Annotated in this window: 14 protein-coding genes; 8 read left to right on the top strand and 6 right to left on the bottom strand. The window is 31.6% G+C overall.

Annotation, left to right across the window (positions count from 1 at the left end; all coding sequences use genetic code 11):
- Nucleotides 1–141 precede the first annotated feature (141 nt).
- From CD150_RS04550 to CD150_RS04535, 4 genes are all read left to right on the top strand, one after another.
- Complete coding sequence (locus tag CD150_RS04550) at nucleotides 142–1,638, top strand: glycosyltransferase (protein WP_073344819.1); 1,497 nt, start codon at nucleotides 142–144, stop codon at nucleotides 1,636–1,638.
- A 301-nt stretch (nucleotides 1,639–1,939) separates the two neighbouring features.
- A complete protein-coding gene (locus tag CD150_RS04545; protein ID WP_103161385.1) occupies nucleotides 1,940–2,620 on the top strand; it encodes a M15 family metallopeptidase in 681 nt (226 codons plus the stop codon).
- Nucleotides 2,621–2,680: 60 nt separating this feature from the next.
- Nucleotides 2,681–3,880: a penicillin-binding protein PBP4 gene (gene pbp4 / locus CD150_RS04540; RefSeq protein ID WP_046206917.1), complete on the top strand. Its 1,200-nt coding sequence runs from the start codon at nucleotides 2,681–2,683 to the stop codon at nucleotides 3,878–3,880.
- 192 nt (nucleotides 3,881–4,072) lie between these two features.
- Nucleotides 4,073–5,344: an amidohydrolase family protein gene (locus CD150_RS04535; RefSeq protein WP_073344809.1), complete on the top strand. Its 1,272-nt coding sequence runs from the start codon at nucleotides 4,073–4,075 to the stop codon at nucleotides 5,342–5,344.
- Nucleotides 5,345–5,543: 199 nt separating this feature from the next.
- On the opposite strand, the gene CD150_RS04530 is transcribed toward CD150_RS04535, so the two are convergent.
- The 3 genes from CD150_RS04530 to CD150_RS04520 all read right to left on the bottom strand — a co-directional run bounded on the left by CD150_RS04530 (nucleotide 5,544) and on the right by CD150_RS04520 (nucleotide 9,305).
- Entirely contained in the window at nucleotides 5,544–7,952 is a 2,409-nt protein-coding gene (locus tag CD150_RS04530; protein WP_103161384.1) for a heavy metal translocating P-type ATPase, read from the bottom strand.
- A complete protein-coding gene (locus tag CD150_RS04525; RefSeq protein WP_073344805.1) occupies nucleotides 7,945–8,289 on the bottom strand; it encodes an ArsR/SmtB family transcription factor in 345 nt (114 codons plus the stop codon). Before CD150_RS04525 ends, CD150_RS04530 begins: the two co-directional genes overlap by 8 nt.
- A 398-nt stretch (nucleotides 8,290–8,687) precedes the next feature.
- Nucleotides 8,688–9,305 (bottom strand): TetR/AcrR family transcriptional regulator, encoded by a 618-nt coding sequence (locus tag CD150_RS04520; RefSeq protein ID WP_064209913.1) that lies wholly within the window; start codon nucleotides 9,303–9,305, stop codon nucleotides 8,688–8,690.
- Between the two features lie 160 nt (nucleotides 9,306–9,465).
- Between CD150_RS04520 and CD150_RS04515 the strand changes: the two genes are divergently transcribed.
- The gene (locus tag CD150_RS04515; protein WP_073344800.1) at nucleotides 9,466–10,755 is read left to right on the top strand and encodes a YhgE/Pip domain-containing protein; all 1,290 of its coding nucleotides are present in this window, start codon (nucleotides 9,466–9,468) and stop codon (nucleotides 10,753–10,755) included.
- A gap of 209 nt (nucleotides 10,756–10,964) precedes the next feature.
- Here the strand turns inward: CD150_RS04515 and CD150_RS04510 are convergent, their stop codons facing one another.
- On the bottom strand, nucleotides 10,965–11,795 hold the full coding sequence (locus CD150_RS04510) for an AraC family transcriptional regulator (RefSeq protein WP_073344796.1): 831 nt from the start codon (nucleotides 11,793–11,795) through the stop codon (nucleotides 10,965–10,967).
- 180 nt (nucleotides 11,796–11,975) lie between these two features.
- Between CD150_RS04510 and melB the strand changes: the two genes are divergently transcribed.
- From melB to CD150_RS04495, 3 genes are all read left to right on the top strand, one after another.
- The gene (melB, locus tag CD150_RS04505; protein ID WP_046206928.1) at nucleotides 11,976–13,367 is read left to right on the top strand and encodes a melibiose:sodium transporter MelB; all 1,392 of its coding nucleotides are present in this window, start codon (nucleotides 11,976–11,978) and stop codon (nucleotides 13,365–13,367) included.
- Nucleotides 13,368–13,380: 13 nt separating this feature from the next.
- Nucleotides 13,381–16,359 carry a glycoside hydrolase family 2 TIM barrel-domain containing protein gene (locus tag CD150_RS04500; RefSeq protein ID WP_073344792.1) on the top strand — a complete coding sequence of 993 codons (2,979 nt, stop codon included), beginning with the start codon at nucleotides 13,381–13,383 and terminating at the stop codon, nucleotides 16,357–16,359.
- A 182-nt stretch (nucleotides 16,360–16,541) separates the two neighbouring features.
- A complete protein-coding gene (locus CD150_RS04495; protein ID WP_073344788.1) occupies nucleotides 16,542–18,251 on the top strand; it encodes an ABC-ATPase domain-containing protein in 1,710 nt (569 codons plus the stop codon).
- A 223-nt stretch (nucleotides 18,252–18,474) separates the two neighbouring features.
- Here the strand turns inward: CD150_RS04495 and CD150_RS04490 are convergent, their stop codons facing one another.
- Nucleotides 18,475–18,684, bottom strand: coding sequence for a helix-turn-helix domain-containing protein (locus tag CD150_RS04490; protein ID WP_046206931.1), 210 nt, complete (start codon nucleotides 18,682–18,684; stop codon nucleotides 18,475–18,477).
- 12 nt (nucleotides 18,685–18,696) lie between these two features.
- Nucleotides 18,697–19,143 (bottom strand): DUF2975 domain-containing protein (locus CD150_RS04485; RefSeq protein WP_103161383.1); only part of this gene is annotated, 447 nt, incomplete at its 5' end.

Below are 19,143 nucleotides of genomic sequence, written 5' to 3'. Positions count from 1 at the left end.
TAATATTAGGTGTGTAATACATATTAGTTTATAATAAATAGTAAATAATAAGTAAAATCACAATATAAATTATTAGTTTTAAAATTTATTAAAGCAAATGATATCAATAATAGATTTTAGGGATGAGAATGAGGGGAAATCATGATTTATACAATAACGAGCACATTACCACCAGTACATGGAGGCAGAACTAAAGCATTGCTAAGCCGAATAAAATTAATAGATAGTGAATTGGGAATCAAAAGTAAAATTTTAACAACGAATTATAATGCCAATTATCCATCTGTTTATGAAAAGTTTATAAATGAAGGAAAGGTGACAGAGCATACAGAATTTGAAAATTTATATGATTGGCTGAGTGGTTTCAAACTATTAGAAACGCCAAAGACTAAATTTAAAAAGCAACCAAAGTATCAAACGATGGACCGTGAATTCGAAGGGTTGGAAAGTAAAAGTTTTAAAGATGGAAATGTTATGAGATATTACAAAAATAATAATTATGTATTGTACAGAAAATATTATGACAATAGCAATATAGTTCAACTTGAAGATTTTATGTCATCTATTAGTAAAAAACGGTTAGAACGTTGGGAATATAATGAATTTGGTCAATTGCATAGAAAGATTTATTACACGCATAAACCTTTTTCAAAATTATGTGAAGTTTATTTTGATACATACGGAGCTATATACTGTAAAAAATTTTTTAATACAGAGCGAGAAAGTTTAGATTATATCCAACTTTATAAAGATGATAGACCTTACTTATCCTTTAATAGTGAAAAAGCATTATTTAAATATTATTTCGACTATCGGTTCAGTGAGGATGATGTGGTATTTAATGATGCTAGACTTTTAGATGAACCATTATTAAATCAAAAACATGCGACTAAAAATATTTTAGTTTTTCATAATAGTCATTTGAATGGACAACAAATGAAAGGTTCATATAAATTTGCGCTCAATCATTCTGAAAAAGTAGAAAAATATTTAATATTAACTGAAAAGCAAAAAGAAGATATTTTTAGCCAAGTACCACTAGATGAAAGACAATTATCAGTAATACCACATTCGATTAAAACTTATAAATCACTTGCAAACGAAAATAAGTTAGATCGCTTTGTTTTTATAGGTAGATTAGGTTTTCAAAAACAAGTAGACCATTTAATTAAAGCGTATAAGCAATTTTTAGATTATGGCTATGATACGAAATTATCCATATTTGGTATGGATGAAGATGGACAGAAAAAAGTGTTGTTGGATTTAATTGAGCAGTTTGGCATTCAGGATCAAGTAGAAATCAACGCTTTTACGAATAATCCTTTGAGAGAATTTCAACAATCAAAAGCCTCACTTTTAACAAGTAAATTTGAAGGATTTGGTTTAACTGTCATGGAGAGTATCGAAGTTGGTTGTCCAGTAATTGCTTATGATGTGAGATATGGACCGTCAGAGATTATAAATCATGGTGTGAATGGTTATCTCGTTGAGCCAGATAATATTAAAGCGTTTGCTGACTGTATGGCTAAAATCATCGATGAGCCATTTAATAACGTACAGACTAGACCCGAACTTAGTCATGATAAAGCTGTAGAAAATTATAAAAAACTATTTCAAGACATCGGGTATACTAAATAATAAAATTTTTTCCGTCTCTCTTTATCATATATTAATCAGTATGTTTCTGCTGCATATTTTACAAAATAAAACATATACGAAAAAACAGTTGTCATTGCTTAATCAAAGCAGTGTCACTGTTTTGATTTTGTTATTATCCATTTGAAGGTTGGTCGTTGTGATTTAAAATATTAATAAATTGAATAAAATACTTGTCTCTTATATACAGCGTGTTATATTAATGTTAATTGCAATTGTTTTTTAAACTATTTTATTGTTCGTCAATATTTGTTTTGATTATACTTTTTAAAAAGGAGTAACAATGAATAAATTTAAATTATTGATTATCATGTTGTATTTAGTCTTAGTTGGATGTTCTGCTCAAGAAAATGAAGCTGAGCATAAAGACAGTAAAAATCATGAAAAACAGCAAAGTAGCAATAGTGAAAATAAGCATCACAAAGAAGTGAAGCATGGTGTAACGTATATTGATGATATTTTAATTGTGAACAAAGATATTTCGTTACCAGAACATTTTAACCCTGGAGAAAATAAAAAAGCACGTCATGCATTACAGAAACTTTTAAATGATGGTAATAAACAAGGATTTCAATTATCAAACGCTAGTGGTTTCAGAAGTTATCAAAGTCAAGAGCAGTTATTTGACCAATATGTTCAAAGAGATGGAGAAAAAGCAGCCAATAAATATAGTGCGAAACCAGGACATTCTGAACATCAAACTGGACTGACATACGACATTGTTTCTGAGAATACAGACAACAACTTTAAAACTTCTTTTGGTAAGACCGAGGAAGGTCAGTGGCTCAAAGACAATGCTTACAAGTACGGTTTTATCATCAGATATCCCAAGAATAAAACACATATTACGGGATACCAATATGAACCGTGGCATATCAGGTATGTTGGAAAAGATACAGCTAAAAAATTATATAAAAGTAATGAAACATTAGAAGAGTACTTAGATCTATATCCAAAAAAATAAGATCAAATTCGAAATGTGCTTGATTAGTTAATATAAATTTTTAGAGAGGAATGGTCATCATTGTTTAAGAAATTAAGTGTGGTGATGCTAAGTTGGTTGCTCACTTTAACTGTTATTGCACCAACAACGACAATAACTGCTAAAACAGAAAAATCACCGAGTTCTAAGCAAAGTACACAATATAAACCAGAAAGTGTTAGTGTGACAGCACAAACAGGTCAAATTTTATATCAAGATAAAGCTGAAAAAGTAACGGATCCGGCTTCGTTGACTAAAATGATGACGATGTATTTGACATTGGATGCAATCGAAAACGGAGATATAAAACCTACAGACAAAATAAAAATCACTTCTGATTATGAAAAAATGTCTGTATTACCTGATTTGGCTAGTGTTCCTTTAGAGAGAGGAAAGTCATACTCTATTAATCAATTTCTTAGACAAATTACTTTAGAGTCGAGCAATGCAGCGACACTAATTCTAGGGGAAAAGGTGAGTGGTTCAACATCAAAATTTACAGATGAAATGAACCACAAGGCAAAAAAACTCGGTATGAATCATACGCGTTTTGTGAATCCTACAGGTGCTGACAACCATCTTTTGCAACAATATGCACCCAAGCAATATCAAAAAGAACGTAAAACACAAACTACTGCAGATGATATGACCATTCTAATGCAACATTTATTAAAAGATCATCCTAAAATATTAAAATATAGTTCTAAAACGACAGATAAACAATTTGGAACAAATTTAAAAACAAAAAATCTTTCTTTAAAGGGACAACGATTTGAATTAAAAGGTGCAGATGGATTGAAAACTGGAACAAGCGATGAAGGTTATAGTTTAGCGTTAACAGGTAAACGCAATGGTTTACGTCTCAATGAAGCGATTCTCAACGTGAAGCCATATCCAAGTATGAAAGCTAAAAATGAACGCCATAAAATTGCCAATGCGCTTATTAATAAACAATTTAAAAAATATGAATACCGAAAAGTATTAAGTGAAGGCGAACATGAAATTAACGGAAAAACGTACCAAGTTAAGCAGGATTTATATGATGTAGTTCCTAAAAAAATGGATCATTTAAAGTTTAATGTGAATAAAGAAGGCAAGGTATATGTGGCATATAAGCGTCAATTTATGAAAGGTTCGCATGCCCCCCAAGTAGATGCTACAGTTAAAAAAGAAGACAATAAATTTACTGCATTTTTCAAAAATTTGTTTAGCAAAGATGCGCATAAAATGTCACAAATATAATCTGTATATTTCTAATTAAATCATTCAATTTATCTGCTGATACCACGATTGTGTGACGTGTGTCAGCAGATTTTTTGTTGTTAATTAAGTTCAATCTAATAAGTTGGTATTCATTGCAAACATATTTACTGGGTAATCATTGCTTATACATGTATTAAGGCTTATGGTAGAAGTGTATAGGAGGTTTTATGAATGCGTAAAAAATTCATTAATGCATCAATTTATAAGTATGATGAAGCTTCAGAAATTTTAGTGGAAAACGGTAAGTTTAAAACATTTGGAAAGAACCTTGGTGAAGCGGATGAAGTAATTGATTTAGGAGGCGCTTTGGTCTTGCCACCATATGTAGATGCGCATCTTCATCTAGATTATTATTTTACAGGACAAGACACTCAAATCAAAAACACATCTGGGACATTATTTGAAGCAATTGATTTATGGAATGATTATAAAAAAGGCACTACAAAAGAAGAGATGAAATCACGTATGCGTCAAGCAGTCAAAGACGTTGCAAGCTATGGTACACAATATATACGTGCTCAGACGGATTGTACTGACCCCAATTTAACGGGCATCAAAGCAGCACTTGAAGTAAGGGATGAATTGAAAGATAATATTACAATTCAGGTCGTGGCGTTTCCTCAAAATGGTATGTACGCTTTTGAAGCGCAAGGTAAAACGGGTCGTGATTTAACTGAAGAAGCCTTAAAATTAGGTGCAGATTGTGTCGGTGGTATTCCACATAACGAATGGAGCCCAGAAGAAGGAATGAAATCAATTAAAGAAATCGTTAGACTTGCGATCCAATATAATAAATTAATTGATGTACACTGTGATGAAACAGATGATGTACAAGCGCGTTTCTTAGAAATATTAAATGCTGAAGTGATGAAACAAGGTTATGGAAATGCTACGACAGCTTCACATACTTGCTCATTTGGTTCAGCAGATGATGCTTATGCATTTCGAATGATGGGTCTATTTCGTCAATCAGGTTTAAACTTTGTCTCTTGTCCAACCGAAAATTTATATTTACAAGGTAGGCAAGATAGTTATCCAAAAAGAAGAGGTTTAACACGTGTTAAAGAGTTTGTAGATAATGATATTAATGTTGCTTTTGGTCAAGACTCAATTGTCGATTTATGGTACCCAGCAGGGTCGGGTAATTTAATGAATATCTTAGATAATGGCTTGCATGCCTCACAATTAATGCGAGAAGAAGATTTCCCACGCAATTTCGACTTAATTACTTATAACGGTGCAAAATTAATGCATTTAGATGAGGATTATGGATTATCGGAAGGTAAGCCAGCGAACTTTATCGTGTTGGACGCACCAAATGTATTTGAAGCACAACGTCGACGTGTTGACTGTCTTGCTTCGATACGTAATGGTGAATATCTATTTAGAAAAGAAAAGCCGAAATATACAACTGCATTAGATATTGATCGCCAAACAAAATAATACGTGTAGTTGCATCGTATAAGATAAAATGCTGAGACGATAGAAAGTCCCAGCATTTTTTGTGTATTCATGGCGTGTATTGAAGTGTGTATTTTATGAAACTATAATGACGCTCCATTCGTTGCAATAATATTTTAGTAGTAAAAAAGTTTATATAAATATAAAAATTATAAAAAGCGAGCACTTGAACTGTGCTCGCTTATTGTTTATCTTTTTTTAAATTTAATAATCTCAATGAATTTAAAATAACTAGGATAGCAGCGCCAGTATCGCTGAGGACAGCTAACCATAAAGTTAATAACCCAGGAAATACTAATATGAAAGCAATCAGTTTAATAATCACTGAGAAGTAAATATTTTGCTTGATAATTGTTTTGGCTTTTTTACTAATAGAGATAGATTTTGGAAGTTGCTGTAAGTTATCTGACATCAAAACAATATTTGCTGTTTGCATTGCAGTATCAGATCCGACGCCTCCCATTGCAATTCCTACATCACTTTGGGCAAGTGCAGGTGCATCATTGATACCATCACCAATCATACCAACACGATAACCACGTTTTTGTAAATCTTCAATTGCTGATAATTTATCTTTAGGCATTAATTTTGCATAAGTTTCACGAATACCTGCAAGATTTGCAATTTTGTTGGCGGTCTCTTGATTATCGCCAGTTAACATAACTGTATTTTTAATGTTGTATTTCTGCAACTGATGAATAGTTGATTTTATATTTTCTCTTAATGGATCTTCAATCGTGATCAAACCATATAATGTTGTCGTTGAGGATATGATAATGATTGTGTAACCTTGTTTTTCATAATGACTAAACAGTGATGCATGTGATTTTATTTTGGGATTAATGGACTCAATCAAACTTTGATTTCCTGCATAAACGATTTGATTATCTATTTTACCTTTGATGCCTTTACCAGTTATATTTTCAAAATCACTAACGTGTTTGGGTGAAATATTTAATTTAGTGGTGTGGTCTACAATAGCTTTACTTATAGGATGTGTTGAATAAGCTTCCAAGCTAAGTGCAAGCTGTAATAGTGTTTGTTCATCACTTTCCATATGTTTAACAGCTGTTACCTTAGGTTTTCCTTCAGTGAGTGTACCTGTTTTATCAAATGCTAATGCATTTAAAGAACCTAATGCTTCTAAATAATTACCACCTTTAATAAGTACACCATTTTTTGCCGCATTGCCAATCGCTGTCACTATAGCAACAGGCGTTGAAATGACCAACGCACATGGACAAGCGATAACAAGTAATTCTAGTCCTTTATAGAACCATTCCCCCCAGGAACCTAATGTAAGCATAGGTGGTATGGCCATTACTAATAGTGCTAATACAAAAGCAACAGGTGTATAAATTTCTGAAAACTTGTCTATAAATGCTTGTGCAGGTGCTTTGTTTTCTTGTGCTGCTTCTACCATATTAATGATTTTTGAAAGTGTAGTATCTGCTACTAATGTAGTAACTTTGATTTTCAATGTACCATTTTCATTAATGGAACCAGCATAAACGTCATCATTCGTTGTTTTATCAACAGGTATAGATTCTCCGGTAATAGGTGATTGATTTAAGCTAGATGTTCCCTCAGTAATAGTGCCGTCTAATGGTATGCGTTCTCCAGGCTTTACAAGAATAATATCGCCAATGTGAATCTCATGTAAATCTTTAGATATAATACCCTCTTTAGTATATAAGTTGGCTGTTTTGGGCGTTAATTCCATAAGTGATTGAATGGAATTTCTTGTTTTATCTATCGAAATTGTTTGTAACAAAGTGCCAATTGTGAATAGGAAAATAACAATAGCACCTTCGAAAAACTCGCCGATCAGCATAGCGCCAATAACTGCAACTGTCATTAAGACGTTCATATCCAAACTTTTGGATTTTAATGAATAAAACGCACTTTTAAATGGTTTCATGCCGCTAACCAATATGGCAATTGTATATAAAATGTAAGAAAATCCAATTGGTAGAGATGTTATTGACATTAATAGCCCGAGTATTATGAATATGGCAGAAATGATTGGTTTAGTAAATAATCTTAATTTCTGCTCATCATCTTTTCTATTGTTTTGTAAAGTGGCAGTATAGCCAATCTTAGCGACTTCTTTTATAATATTTTTTTCATTTTGGCCATCGATATTGGCTTGAAGTTTACCTGTAGAAAAGTTAACTTGTGCATCTTTTACATAGGGAAGGTTCAAAACATGTTTTTCAACGGTTTTAGCACAGTTTCCACAGTCCATGCCTTTAATCGTAAAGATTGTGCTTTGTGTTGATTGTGGTTGAGTGTTTTGAATACCATAACCTAGTTTTTCCACAGTTTTTATAATTTGGTTTGTCGTATTTGCAGTACTCACTTCGGCTGTTAATTTACCAGTAGCGAAGTTAACTTTTGGATTGTAAACAGCATCTAAGGGTACGAGTGCTTTTTCTATCGTTGTGGCACAAGAACTACAATCGATACCATTAACTTGAAAAGTAACTTTCTGTAATGTGTCAGTAGCGTTTTTTATATCTTTTGAGACTTTTTCATTGTTCGCATTTTGACAAGTGTTAGTGCAACAAACATCAGATGATTTATTCATCAGCATCATCCATTCTTAAGTTATTATGGTATTTACAAGTGATAATATCATCTTTTGTTTCTTCTACAATATGATCTACCAAACTCAATAATTCTAAAATATATGGATTTTTAATTTGGTAATAAATATATTTACCGTCTTGTCTAGCAGTCACTAAGCCACATTCTTTTAGACAAGATAAGTGTTGAGAAATACTAGATTGGCTCATTTTTGAGCTTGAAACAATTTCGTTAACCGTCATTTCGGAGACCTTTAATAATTCTAAAATAGTTAATCTAACTTTATTAGAAAGCCCATGTAAAAAACGTGCCTGTAATGTAAAATCATTACTATTCATTTTGAACACCTCATATTAGTAAAACTTAATATATAACATATTAGCTTTTCTAATATGTTATGGAAGGGACTATAGTTAAAAATATGAAAATGATATAAATTTGTTGAATTTTAGAAGTGAATAAGTGAAAGTAGTAAATATTTTTTGACTTTAAGAGAAGTATGGGTTTGGATACAATAATGCCATTATTACATATAGAAGAGCGTTCAATAATCATCTGTTAACATGCAACGACAAAAAGAAACATGAAAAAAGAGTTGGATTGAATATATTTCTTACTTTTAAGCTGATGTTTTTGCTTGATATTGTGAAATATAGACATTCAACTCATTTTGCAGTAGTGGACATTACACTGATAGAAAAATGTTATTCTTGTCCACACTACAAGATTAAAGATATTATTGTTCGCTTATATTATATTGTTCTTTTGCCATTAAACGCAGCGGTCCATAAAATACAATTTTAAATAAACTTTCTACTAAAGTTTGTGGATCAATTTTCCGATTATCTTTCACCCAATATTTAATGAAAGAAATAGATGCACCTGCTACATAACTGTGAAAATAGTCTAGCGGAATGCCATCAACCGTATCTTTTGTAACTAAATGTTTTTTCATATTTTCATACATGACTTGATTTATTTTTGTTTCTAATTGGCTTCTTCTTTCTAACATAAATATAGTTTTATAGAATTCAAAGTTTGTATCGATATGGAGGATGATTTTTTTTAATTTTTCTTCAGTAAAAATACGAGCAAATGCTTCTGCATCCATGCCTACATAAAATTTATCTTTTGTGCTTAATGTATTAGACAAGTCTTCAATATAATCATTTTCCATTTTATTTAATAGCATATATTTATCTTCATAATGGAGATAAAAAGTACCGCGATTAATATCAGCTTTGTGTGTAATATCACTAATCGTTATTTTATCTAGGTCTTTTTCATTTAATAATTGTATAAATGCATGTTTAATAGCATTTTGTGTTTTTCTAACACGTCTGTCTTCAGCCATATATTGAATCTCCTTTTTATTTAATAGACATTTATCTTAAAAGTGTTCATTAAAGAACGTCTTGAACATAATTGCATATTGTATATTACTTACTAATTATTATAATAGACAATGTGATAAATATTCAACACTGTGTTCGTTAAATAGGAGGGAATTAAAAATGAATATTTTTAAAAATAAATTATTATGGCTTGCACCGATTGCAGCTATTCTAATATTTGTAATATTTTCAGTCGCTTTTTATCCAGCATTTAACCCTAAACCCAAAGATATTCCAATTGCAATTGTTAACAACGATAAAGGTGTTGATATGCAAGGTAAAAATATTAATATAGGTAAAAATTTAGAAGATAAATTGCTAGATAGTAATTCAAATAAAATAAAATGGATTCAAGTTGATAATGAAAAAGATTTAAAACAAGGGATGCAAGAACAAAAATATTTTGGAGCAGCTGTTATAGAAAAAGATTTTTCAAAAAATGCTTTAAGCAAAACACAAAAAGTTGTGATGGATTCTAAAAAAGAAGAAATGAAAGATAAAGTTCAATCTGGAGAAATACCAGCAGCACAAGCTAAAATGATGCAAGAAAAAATGTCACAATCTGGCGAGAATCAACAAATAAAAGCTCAAAAAGCAAGTTTTAAAACATTTATTAATGATGGTGCAGGCGCGCAAGTTTCACAAATGTCTTCTCAAGTTTTAAAAGGCATGGGTGATAACATGAACCAACAAATTACTAAACAAAGCTTAGATATTTTAGAGAAACAAAACATTGATTTAAAAGCATCAGATATTCAAAGTTTAACGCACCCAGTTAAAGTGGATAGTGAAAAAGTAAATAAAATCGGTAGTCATCAAGCAGGTGGCAATGGTCCATTCTTAATGTTTATGCCTGTTTGGATGGGTTCTATTATTATTTCTGTATTACTATTCTTTGCATTTAGAACAAGTAATAACATAGCGATACAACATCGTATTATTGCATCATTAGGACAAATTGCCATGACAATTGTTACAGCATTTGTAGGAGCTTTCACGTATGTGTATTTTATGAAGCTAGTATTAGACTTTAATTTCAATGCGCCTAATACAACTGCTACATTTATCGCATTAGCAATCATGGGGTTTGTCGGACTTATTCTAGGTACGATGACTTGGTTAGGCTTGAAGTCTGTTCCAATCTTTTTCTTATTAATGTTTTTCAGCATGCAATTAGTAACATTGCCAAAACAAATGTTGCCTGATTTTTATCAAAAATATATTGTCGATTGGAATCCATTTGCACATTATGCAAACTCATTAAGAGAAATTTTATATTTACATGGCAGCATTCAATTAGATACAACGATGTGGATGTTTATCGGATTCATGATTTTTGGTGCTATTTCTGCACTGATTGCAGCTATAATTAGAAAACACAGTACAAAACGTACAGAAGTTCCGTCTTAAATTTTTAAAACAGAAGTTTATAAAATATAATACACCATCGCTCTAAAACGATTTTTAATGAATCGTTTTAGAGCTTTTTTAATAGGTAATGGTTGAATTTATGAAACGTGGAATAAAAATATGTGATCAGTTATTTCATCGATATGTGGCTGTGCTTTTCTGTTGAAATGAATGTGTTAAAGTGATCACTTTTGTGGTTGAGCTAAGGTTTATCTGTTAGAAAATTGGTTACGATATTCAGAAGCGCTAACTTTAAAATGTTTTGTAAAAGTTTTAGAAAATAGAAGCGGGTCTTTATAACCAACTTGAAGTGCTATTTCATTTATTAAAGTATTACTATGGATTAATAATTGAGAAGCATGATACATTCGGATATAAGTTAAATATGCTTTTGGAGAACAATTTAAGTTTTTCTTGAATAGTCTAAATAGATGACTTCGTGTCATATTGACGTGATTTGCTACATCTACAATCATAATGTCTTTTTGATAGTTTGAGTTGATGTAAGCAACAGCTCTTTGAATATCTACATTAATGATATCAACATTAACAGAAAATGCTTTAGGAAATTGTTCTTGTAATTGATAAACTAAACTATATAAGTGCTGCATAATTAAAATATCTTTGGAATTATTTGTTTCAATGGATTTAGAAAAGTCGCATATTTGTTGAATAATATGTCTTATGCTAGATGTTTCTTTATTTGTAATAACATGTTGATCTACAATGTAGCAACGTTGTAAGTAATCTAAAATCTGTTTTCCGCTTATGCCAATCCAGTAATACGTCCATGGGTTAGAAAAAGAAGGTTTATATTCTACATCCATACCTTTCTCTAATAAAAACATGTCACCTTCTTTTAAAGTATGTGCTTTACCATTATATATAAATACGCCCTCTCCATTCGTCACAATATGCAAAACAGCGTCCCTTATTACTGTATATTTATAGCCAACATTTGGTACACCAATTTCAATACCACATTCTATTAAATTAGCATCAATATGCTTTTTTTGAAATCTTTTCCATAATATTTGCATCCAACATACCTCTTAAAATAAATAATCTTTAATTTATATAAACACAATTTAATTATGAAATGCAACATTTTGCCATATATCGTCATCATTATGCTATTCATAGTTGGCATACGCTGTTGATAAAATAGTAGTAACAATTATGAAAGCGTTTTAAATTGTATAAATTCAGAGGTGAAGAAAATGGACAGACATTTGACCGGTATACAAAAATTTTCATTTGGATTTGGTGCTATTGGAAAGGATGCCATATTTAATATTGTTGGCGTATTTTTGATGTTTTACATTACTGATATTGTTGGTTTGAGTCCAGCGTTTGTCGGTGTAATGTTATTTGTTGCACGAATTTGGGATGCGATTAATGATCCTATCATGGGTGTCATCGTTGATAATACAAGAAATAACTTTGGTAAATTTAAAACTTGGTTAGTGATTGGGACAATCATAAATGCAATTGTAACGATTTTATTATTCACAAATTTAGATTTACCACAAACGGCAATGTATATCTATGTATCGATTATCTATATTGCTTGGGGTATGACTTATACGATGATGGATATTCCGTATTGGTCTTGGCTTCCAAATTTAACACATAATCCAAGAGAACGTGAAGAAGTATCAGTAATACCGAGATTTTTTGCAAGTTTAGCTGCCTTTACAGTAGGTACATTTGGTTTATTTTTTATACATAAACTAGGGGATATTTTTGGTAAAGGTAGTGATTCAGTAGGTATTTTTGTTTTTGCGGTTATTTGCAGTATGGTTTTTATTTTTACAATAGGTGTCACTGTATGGAAAGTACCTGAAGATAAAGAAATGGAACAACAAACAGGCATTAAAGTACAATTTAAAGATATTGGTAGAATTTTATTTAAAAATAAAGAGCTCTTAGCAATTATGGGAGTATTACTTACCTTTAACCTTTGCTTACAAACGCTGAATGGCTCAATCATTTATTACTTTAAATATGTAGTTAATGCAGAACATTTATTTGCTATTTTTAATGCAATGATTCTTTGCGAGATGATTGGTTTACTTACTTTGCCACGTTTTATCAAGTGGGTAGGTAGAACAAAGGCTTTTAATACAGCAATATCACTTATAATCATAGGCTTACTATTTATTTTGATTTCAGGTTTTATCGTACCACAAAGTGTTATTACCGTTATTGTGGGAGCAGGGTTATTACGCATTGGTTCTGGATTTATGATTGGTATTACAACAGTATCTTTGGCAGATGTTATTGATTACGGAGAAGTGAAATTTGGTCAACGTAACGAAAGCGTCATTACTTCTACAAACACATTTTTAACGAAAACTTCACAAGCAGTAGCTGCATTAATTGTAGGTGTAGGTTTATCAATATTTGGCTACACACCCAATGAAGAACAAACAGCACTAACCATCAATGGATTACGCATACTTATTATTGTGTTGCCAATTATTTTCGTCATCTTAGCTGCATTTTTATATCATAAAGCCTTCCATTTAAAAGGTGATTTTTTAACAGATATTGAAAAAACTCTACAATACAAACGTCAAAAAGAGCATAGAGAACGTATGAGTAAATAAGGGGGAACTTTTTATGTTAGAGCAACAATTTCACGAAAATATAGATATTCAACATGTAAACACTTTGCCACGACGTGCATTTTATATTCCTTATCAACTAAAGGAGTCTGCTTACCGCCTAGAAACGCGATATCAGACTAATAATGTCACATTATTAAATGGAAACTGGTATTTTAAATATTTTAATTCAATAGAAGATTACTCAAGTAGTCTTGAAATAGATAAGTCACAGATTATTCCAGTACCATCAGTTTGGAATATACATGGATATGACCAAATACAATATTTAAACACACAATATCCAATTCCATTTGATCCACCGTATGTACCCAAATCTAATCCCTGTGGATGTTATATCCGTTCATTTGAAGTGACTGAATACGACGAAAAAAGTGATTATCATTTGAATTTTGAAGGTGTCGATAGTGCCTTTTATCTATGGATTAATGATCAATTTGTTGGTTATAGTCAGATATCACATTCAATTTCTGAATTTGATATCACCAGCTATGTACATTCAGGAACGAATACGATTCAAGTACTTGTTTTAAAATATTCGGATGGTACTTATTTTGAAGATCAAGACATGTTTCGCCATTCAGGTATTTTCAGAGATGTTTATATTTTAAAACGTGCGAAATCACGAATTAATGATTTTAGAATTGAAACGCGTGTTAATGAATTGCAAAACCAAGGGATAGTCGACGTAAAATTAGAAGATAAACAGGGATTGGATAGTGTACAGACACGATTATATGGTCCTGATGGTGCGTTGTTGCAGGAAGCGGAAATTTCAAACCTCCATCGTTTTATAATTGAAACACCACAATTGTGGTCAACAGAAAAACCAACACTTTATACTATTACGCTTACTACGAAATCAGAGGTAATTACTCAAAAAATAGGAATTAGAGAAATACAAATACAAGATAATCAGTTTTATATCAATGGTCAATCAATTAAATTTCGTGGAACCAATTATCATGATAGCGATCCTCAAACAGGATATGTAATGAGTGAAGCACAATTTATGAAAGATTTAACACTAATGAAGCAAGGTAACTTTAACGCTATTCGTACAGCACATTATCCTAAGTCGCCTTTGTTTTATGAACTTGCTGATCAATATGGATTTTATGTAATGAGTGAAGCAGATTTAGAAACGCATGGTGTAGTGAGGCTTTATGGCGAAGAAAATACAGATTATTTTAATCTTATTACAGATAATCCGCAATATGAAAAACCAATTGTAGAACGTATTGAAGCGTCCATCATTCCATTTAAAAATTACAGCTCTATTGTTTCCTGGTCTATGGGAAACGAGTCAGGATTTGGTGTGAATATGGTAACAGCTATGTCACGAGTAAAAACATTAGATGACACACGTCCTATTCATTATGAGGGAACATTCCATAGAGATAAATCAAAATCATATGATTTATCCAATGTGGAAATGATTAGTAGAATGTATGCATCACCAGAAGAAGTTGAACAAAAGTATCTTACAGACCCTGATTTAGATAAACCATTTATACTTTGTGAATATGCACATGCTATGGGAAATTCACCAGGTGATTTACATGCATATCAAATGCTAGTGGAACAATATGATAGTTTTATTGGTGGTTTTGTATGGGAATGGTGTGATCATGGTATTCAAGTTGGTCAACAAAATGGTAAGCCTATTTTTAGATATGGCGGGGACTTTGGAGAAGAACTTCATGATGGGAATTTCTGTGTGGATGGCATCGTTTTCCCTGATCGTACACCACATGAAGGTTACTATGAATTTAAACATGAACACAGACCTGTTAGAGTAGTAGAAGAAGCGAACGGTATATTAAAATTACGTAATCAACTAGATTTCAGTCATGTAGAAAATTATTTAACTATCGAAGCGACAGCAACATTTTTAAACGGTGATAAAACATCGTTTGATATTATGGTTGATAATTTTGAACCACATAGTACACAAGATATAGATTTAAGTAATTATATTAAAATAGCTGAATTAAGCGATATACTATTACGCTATAAATTGAAAAATGAAGAGCCTTTACGTCACATTAATTTTGAATTAGGACAAGATCAAATCGTCTATCAACGTCAATCTACTAACCAACACGAATTAGACGTACAGGAAGGGCCAGTCTGTTATAAAGAAAATAGTCATTCTCTAATAGTGTTAGCAAACGGTTATGCTTATACCTTTAATAAAGAAAATGGTAGTTTGATTTCTGTTGTTTACGAAGGCCATACCATAGTCAATCATCCTACAAAAAATAAGATTTGGCGTGCACCTATAGATAACGATATTAATGTTAGAAAAGATTGGGAATATATGGGTTATGCGGAAGCTTATACACGTGTACAAAATTATAAAGTTGAAGAAAATAACAATGCAGTCAGTATTAATTTCGAAATAGTGATTGTTCATGATGTGGTTCCTCCTATTTTACAAGGAGAAATGGCGTGGACTGTTCAAAGCGATGGTTCAATAAATATAACATATGATTTGGAGAAAGATATTGCAGGGCCGTTTCTGCCTAGATTTGGCTTAGAGATAACATTGCCACATACATTTGAAGCGGTGAAATACTATGGCAATGGCCCATTCAGTAGTTATTCTGATAAAGGTGTAGCAACGTATTTAGACTATTTCGATACAACAGTCACACAAAATGGTGGTAATCATATTAAGCCACAAGAGTCAGGTAGCCATAATGGGACCACATATGCGAAGGTTTCTAATGATGAACATCAAATTACAGTAACCAGTGATCAACCATTCAGTTTTAATACGACACATTACTCATTGGAACAACTTACACACACGATGCATGAAGACCAATTAGTAGAAGAAGAGACTTATATATATATTGATTATGGTCAAAGTGGTATAGGATCCAATAGTTGTGGACCAGAATTAAGTGAAATATACCAATTAAACGACAAGCATATCCAATTTCAATTTAAGTTAAATTTTGAATAATTAAATTTTTAAAAATGCCCACAAAAAGTAGTGATTAAAAACTAACTTTGTGTGGGCTCTTTTCGTTGGAATTTGGTCTTTTTATCAGGAAACTAACATTTATTATTAGAGTGAGTTTCACAGGTTCGGGAGTTTGGGTATGAAATAAAAGAGTATTAACCTATTTTGAAGGAGTGTTCCGTTTGAAAAATACATTGGAATTCGGGAAGTTATTAAAATCATTAGACGGACAAAAATATGGTGCATATAAACGACTTAAAGGTGAATATGCTTTTGATAAATTTCACTTAATTATAGATCATATACAAGCAGATCCTTACGCACCACCATCTAAAGTGCGTGCTAAAATGCAGCGTCATATTGCCAATATACCAGATGAATTATTAGATTCAGAAGATAAAAAGATTGCTGTATCTGATTTTTTAGCAAGGTCATTTAGTAAGCGTATTAGTGATGTACTTAAAGCTGATAAAACCTCTAAAAAGAGACCTGATATTTTTATAGATCGCTGTGGCCAAGAAATATTACAACGTACTTCTGTAGTGATTAATCAAAGTGAAATTGAGGTTCGCTTTGAGGTAGGTTTACCAGCAGCAGGAAGAAAAATTTTAGGAAAAGTTGCTCATCATATTTTTATAGATTTATTACCTGAAATAGTAGAAAAATCATTAATGTATAAACATATCAATAGAACTGCATTAAATGATCAAGTGACTATGATGATAGATCAGGTGTTTATACGCGAGGCACTGTCACGACAAAATTTAGTTGCATTTGTTGCGAATGGTTCTATATTGCCTAGAAAAAGTGGTGTGTCTGATATGCCTTTAGCTGGTGCTGTAACATTCCAAAGTCCACAGGAATTTGAAATTCAATTGAATTTACCTAGTGGAAAGACAGTTAGTGGTATGGGTATTCCGAAGGGGATTACGCTCATTGTTGGTGGTGGATTCCACGGTAAATCAACACTACTAGAAGCTTTAGAGCGTGGTGTATATCACCATATTCCAGGTGATGGACGTGAACTTATTATTACCTGTGAAGATGCGATGAAAATCCGTGCGGAAGATGGAAGAAGTATCGAAAAAGTAAATATTGAACCATTTATAAATAATTTACCAGGTAAAAAAGATACTACTCAATTTTCTACTGAAAATGCGAGCGGTAGTACATCACAAGCAGCAAATGTTATGGAAGCATTAGAATCTCAAACGTCGTTATTATTAATAGATGAAGATACATCTGCAACAAATTTTATGATTAGAGACGGGAGAATGCAAAAATTAATCGCACCCGAAAAAGAACCAATCACACCTTTTGCTATGAAAGTAAAGTCTTTATACCAAGATTATCATGTTTCAACAATTCTCATCGTAGGAGGTTCTGGCGATTACTTTGAAGTGGCTGATCAAGTATTAATGATGGATGAATATGTATTAAAAGACGTCACTCATAAAGCGAAAGCAATTGCTAGTGAAGATAGTCACTTGAAAGATGAAGCATCACAATGCCACTTTGGAAAAATTTCGCAAAGAATACCATTGAAATCTAGTTTTTCACATAAAGGCAAAGATCAACATTTTAAAGTAAAAGGCATGCAGACCATTTTATACGGTAAAGAACGAATAAATATTTCGGGATTAGAACAACTTGTTGATGCTAGCCAAACGAACTGTATAGCTACGATGATAGATTATTATCAAAGTCATTTGTTAAATGAACAAGATACGATATCACAAGCAGCTGATAAAATTTTTAATTTGATTAGTGATAAAGGGTTAGATATTATTTCACCGCATCAAGGACACCCTGGTAATCTTGCATTGCCGAGAAAACAAGAATTCTGTGGCGCACTCAATCGCTATAGAGGTTTGAATATTAAAACATATTAAAACATACAAAAAAACGGGAGTGGAACTTACTATTACTTTGTTCCACTCCTATTTTCTATTTAAATAAAGTTTTAGACATCCGGTTAGTCTGAGCTAACACAAGCGTGAGCCTAACCACTAAGCAGAAGTTAAGGCAAAAGTATAGCTATGATAAATATAAGCTAGTCTATGAATTTTAATGTAGCGTTGTTGAACTAGAAAAATTATTAGTAAAGATGAAGATTTAATCTTCAGATTCTGTGTATTCTATAATATCTGCAGGCTGACAATCAAGTGCTTTACATATGGCATCTAATGTTGAAAAACGTATCGCCTTTGCTTTGCCTGTTTTCAAATTTGATAAATTTGCTACAGTAATATCAATTTCATTAGCTAATTCACTGAGTTTCATTTTTCTGTCTGCTAATATTCGATCTAATCTAACTACAATCATTTATATAATCTCCTAAACGGTATAATCAAACTCATCTTGTAAGAATGCACCATATTTAAAAACATTTCCTATAATCCAAATAACGATACCCGCTAAAATAAGTGTGAAATTAAAATTAAAAAAGAAATCTGCAAAGGTTTCGATATCTTTGTCCATTAGTGCATACAATTTAGCATTTTGTCCTAAAAAATTATAAATCATAAAATTATTTGCCAATTCAAAAAATGCTTCAAATACACCCAATCCAATAAAGCAGTAAGAAATTAAAATTATGATGCTTGCGTTTTTATTTGTAAAAATTTGCCCTTTGCTAACATTTTTAAGCCATTTTCTGACATAGGTAATAACCAGAATATAAATTGCAATTAATACAATTATTAATAATAGTATTAATATAACAGATGGTTTAGGAAAAGTAATACTATTTAGGTCATGCTTGGTAATATCATGTGATTTTAG

Origin of the sequence: Staphylococcus ureilyticus (genome assembly GCF_002902235.1) — a bacterium.
GTDB lineage: Bacteria > Bacillota > Bacilli > Staphylococcales > Staphylococcaceae > Staphylococcus > Staphylococcus ureilyticus.
The sequence above is the reverse complement of the archived record's forward strand: the minus strand, read 5'-3'. Positions and strand labels throughout refer to the sequence as shown.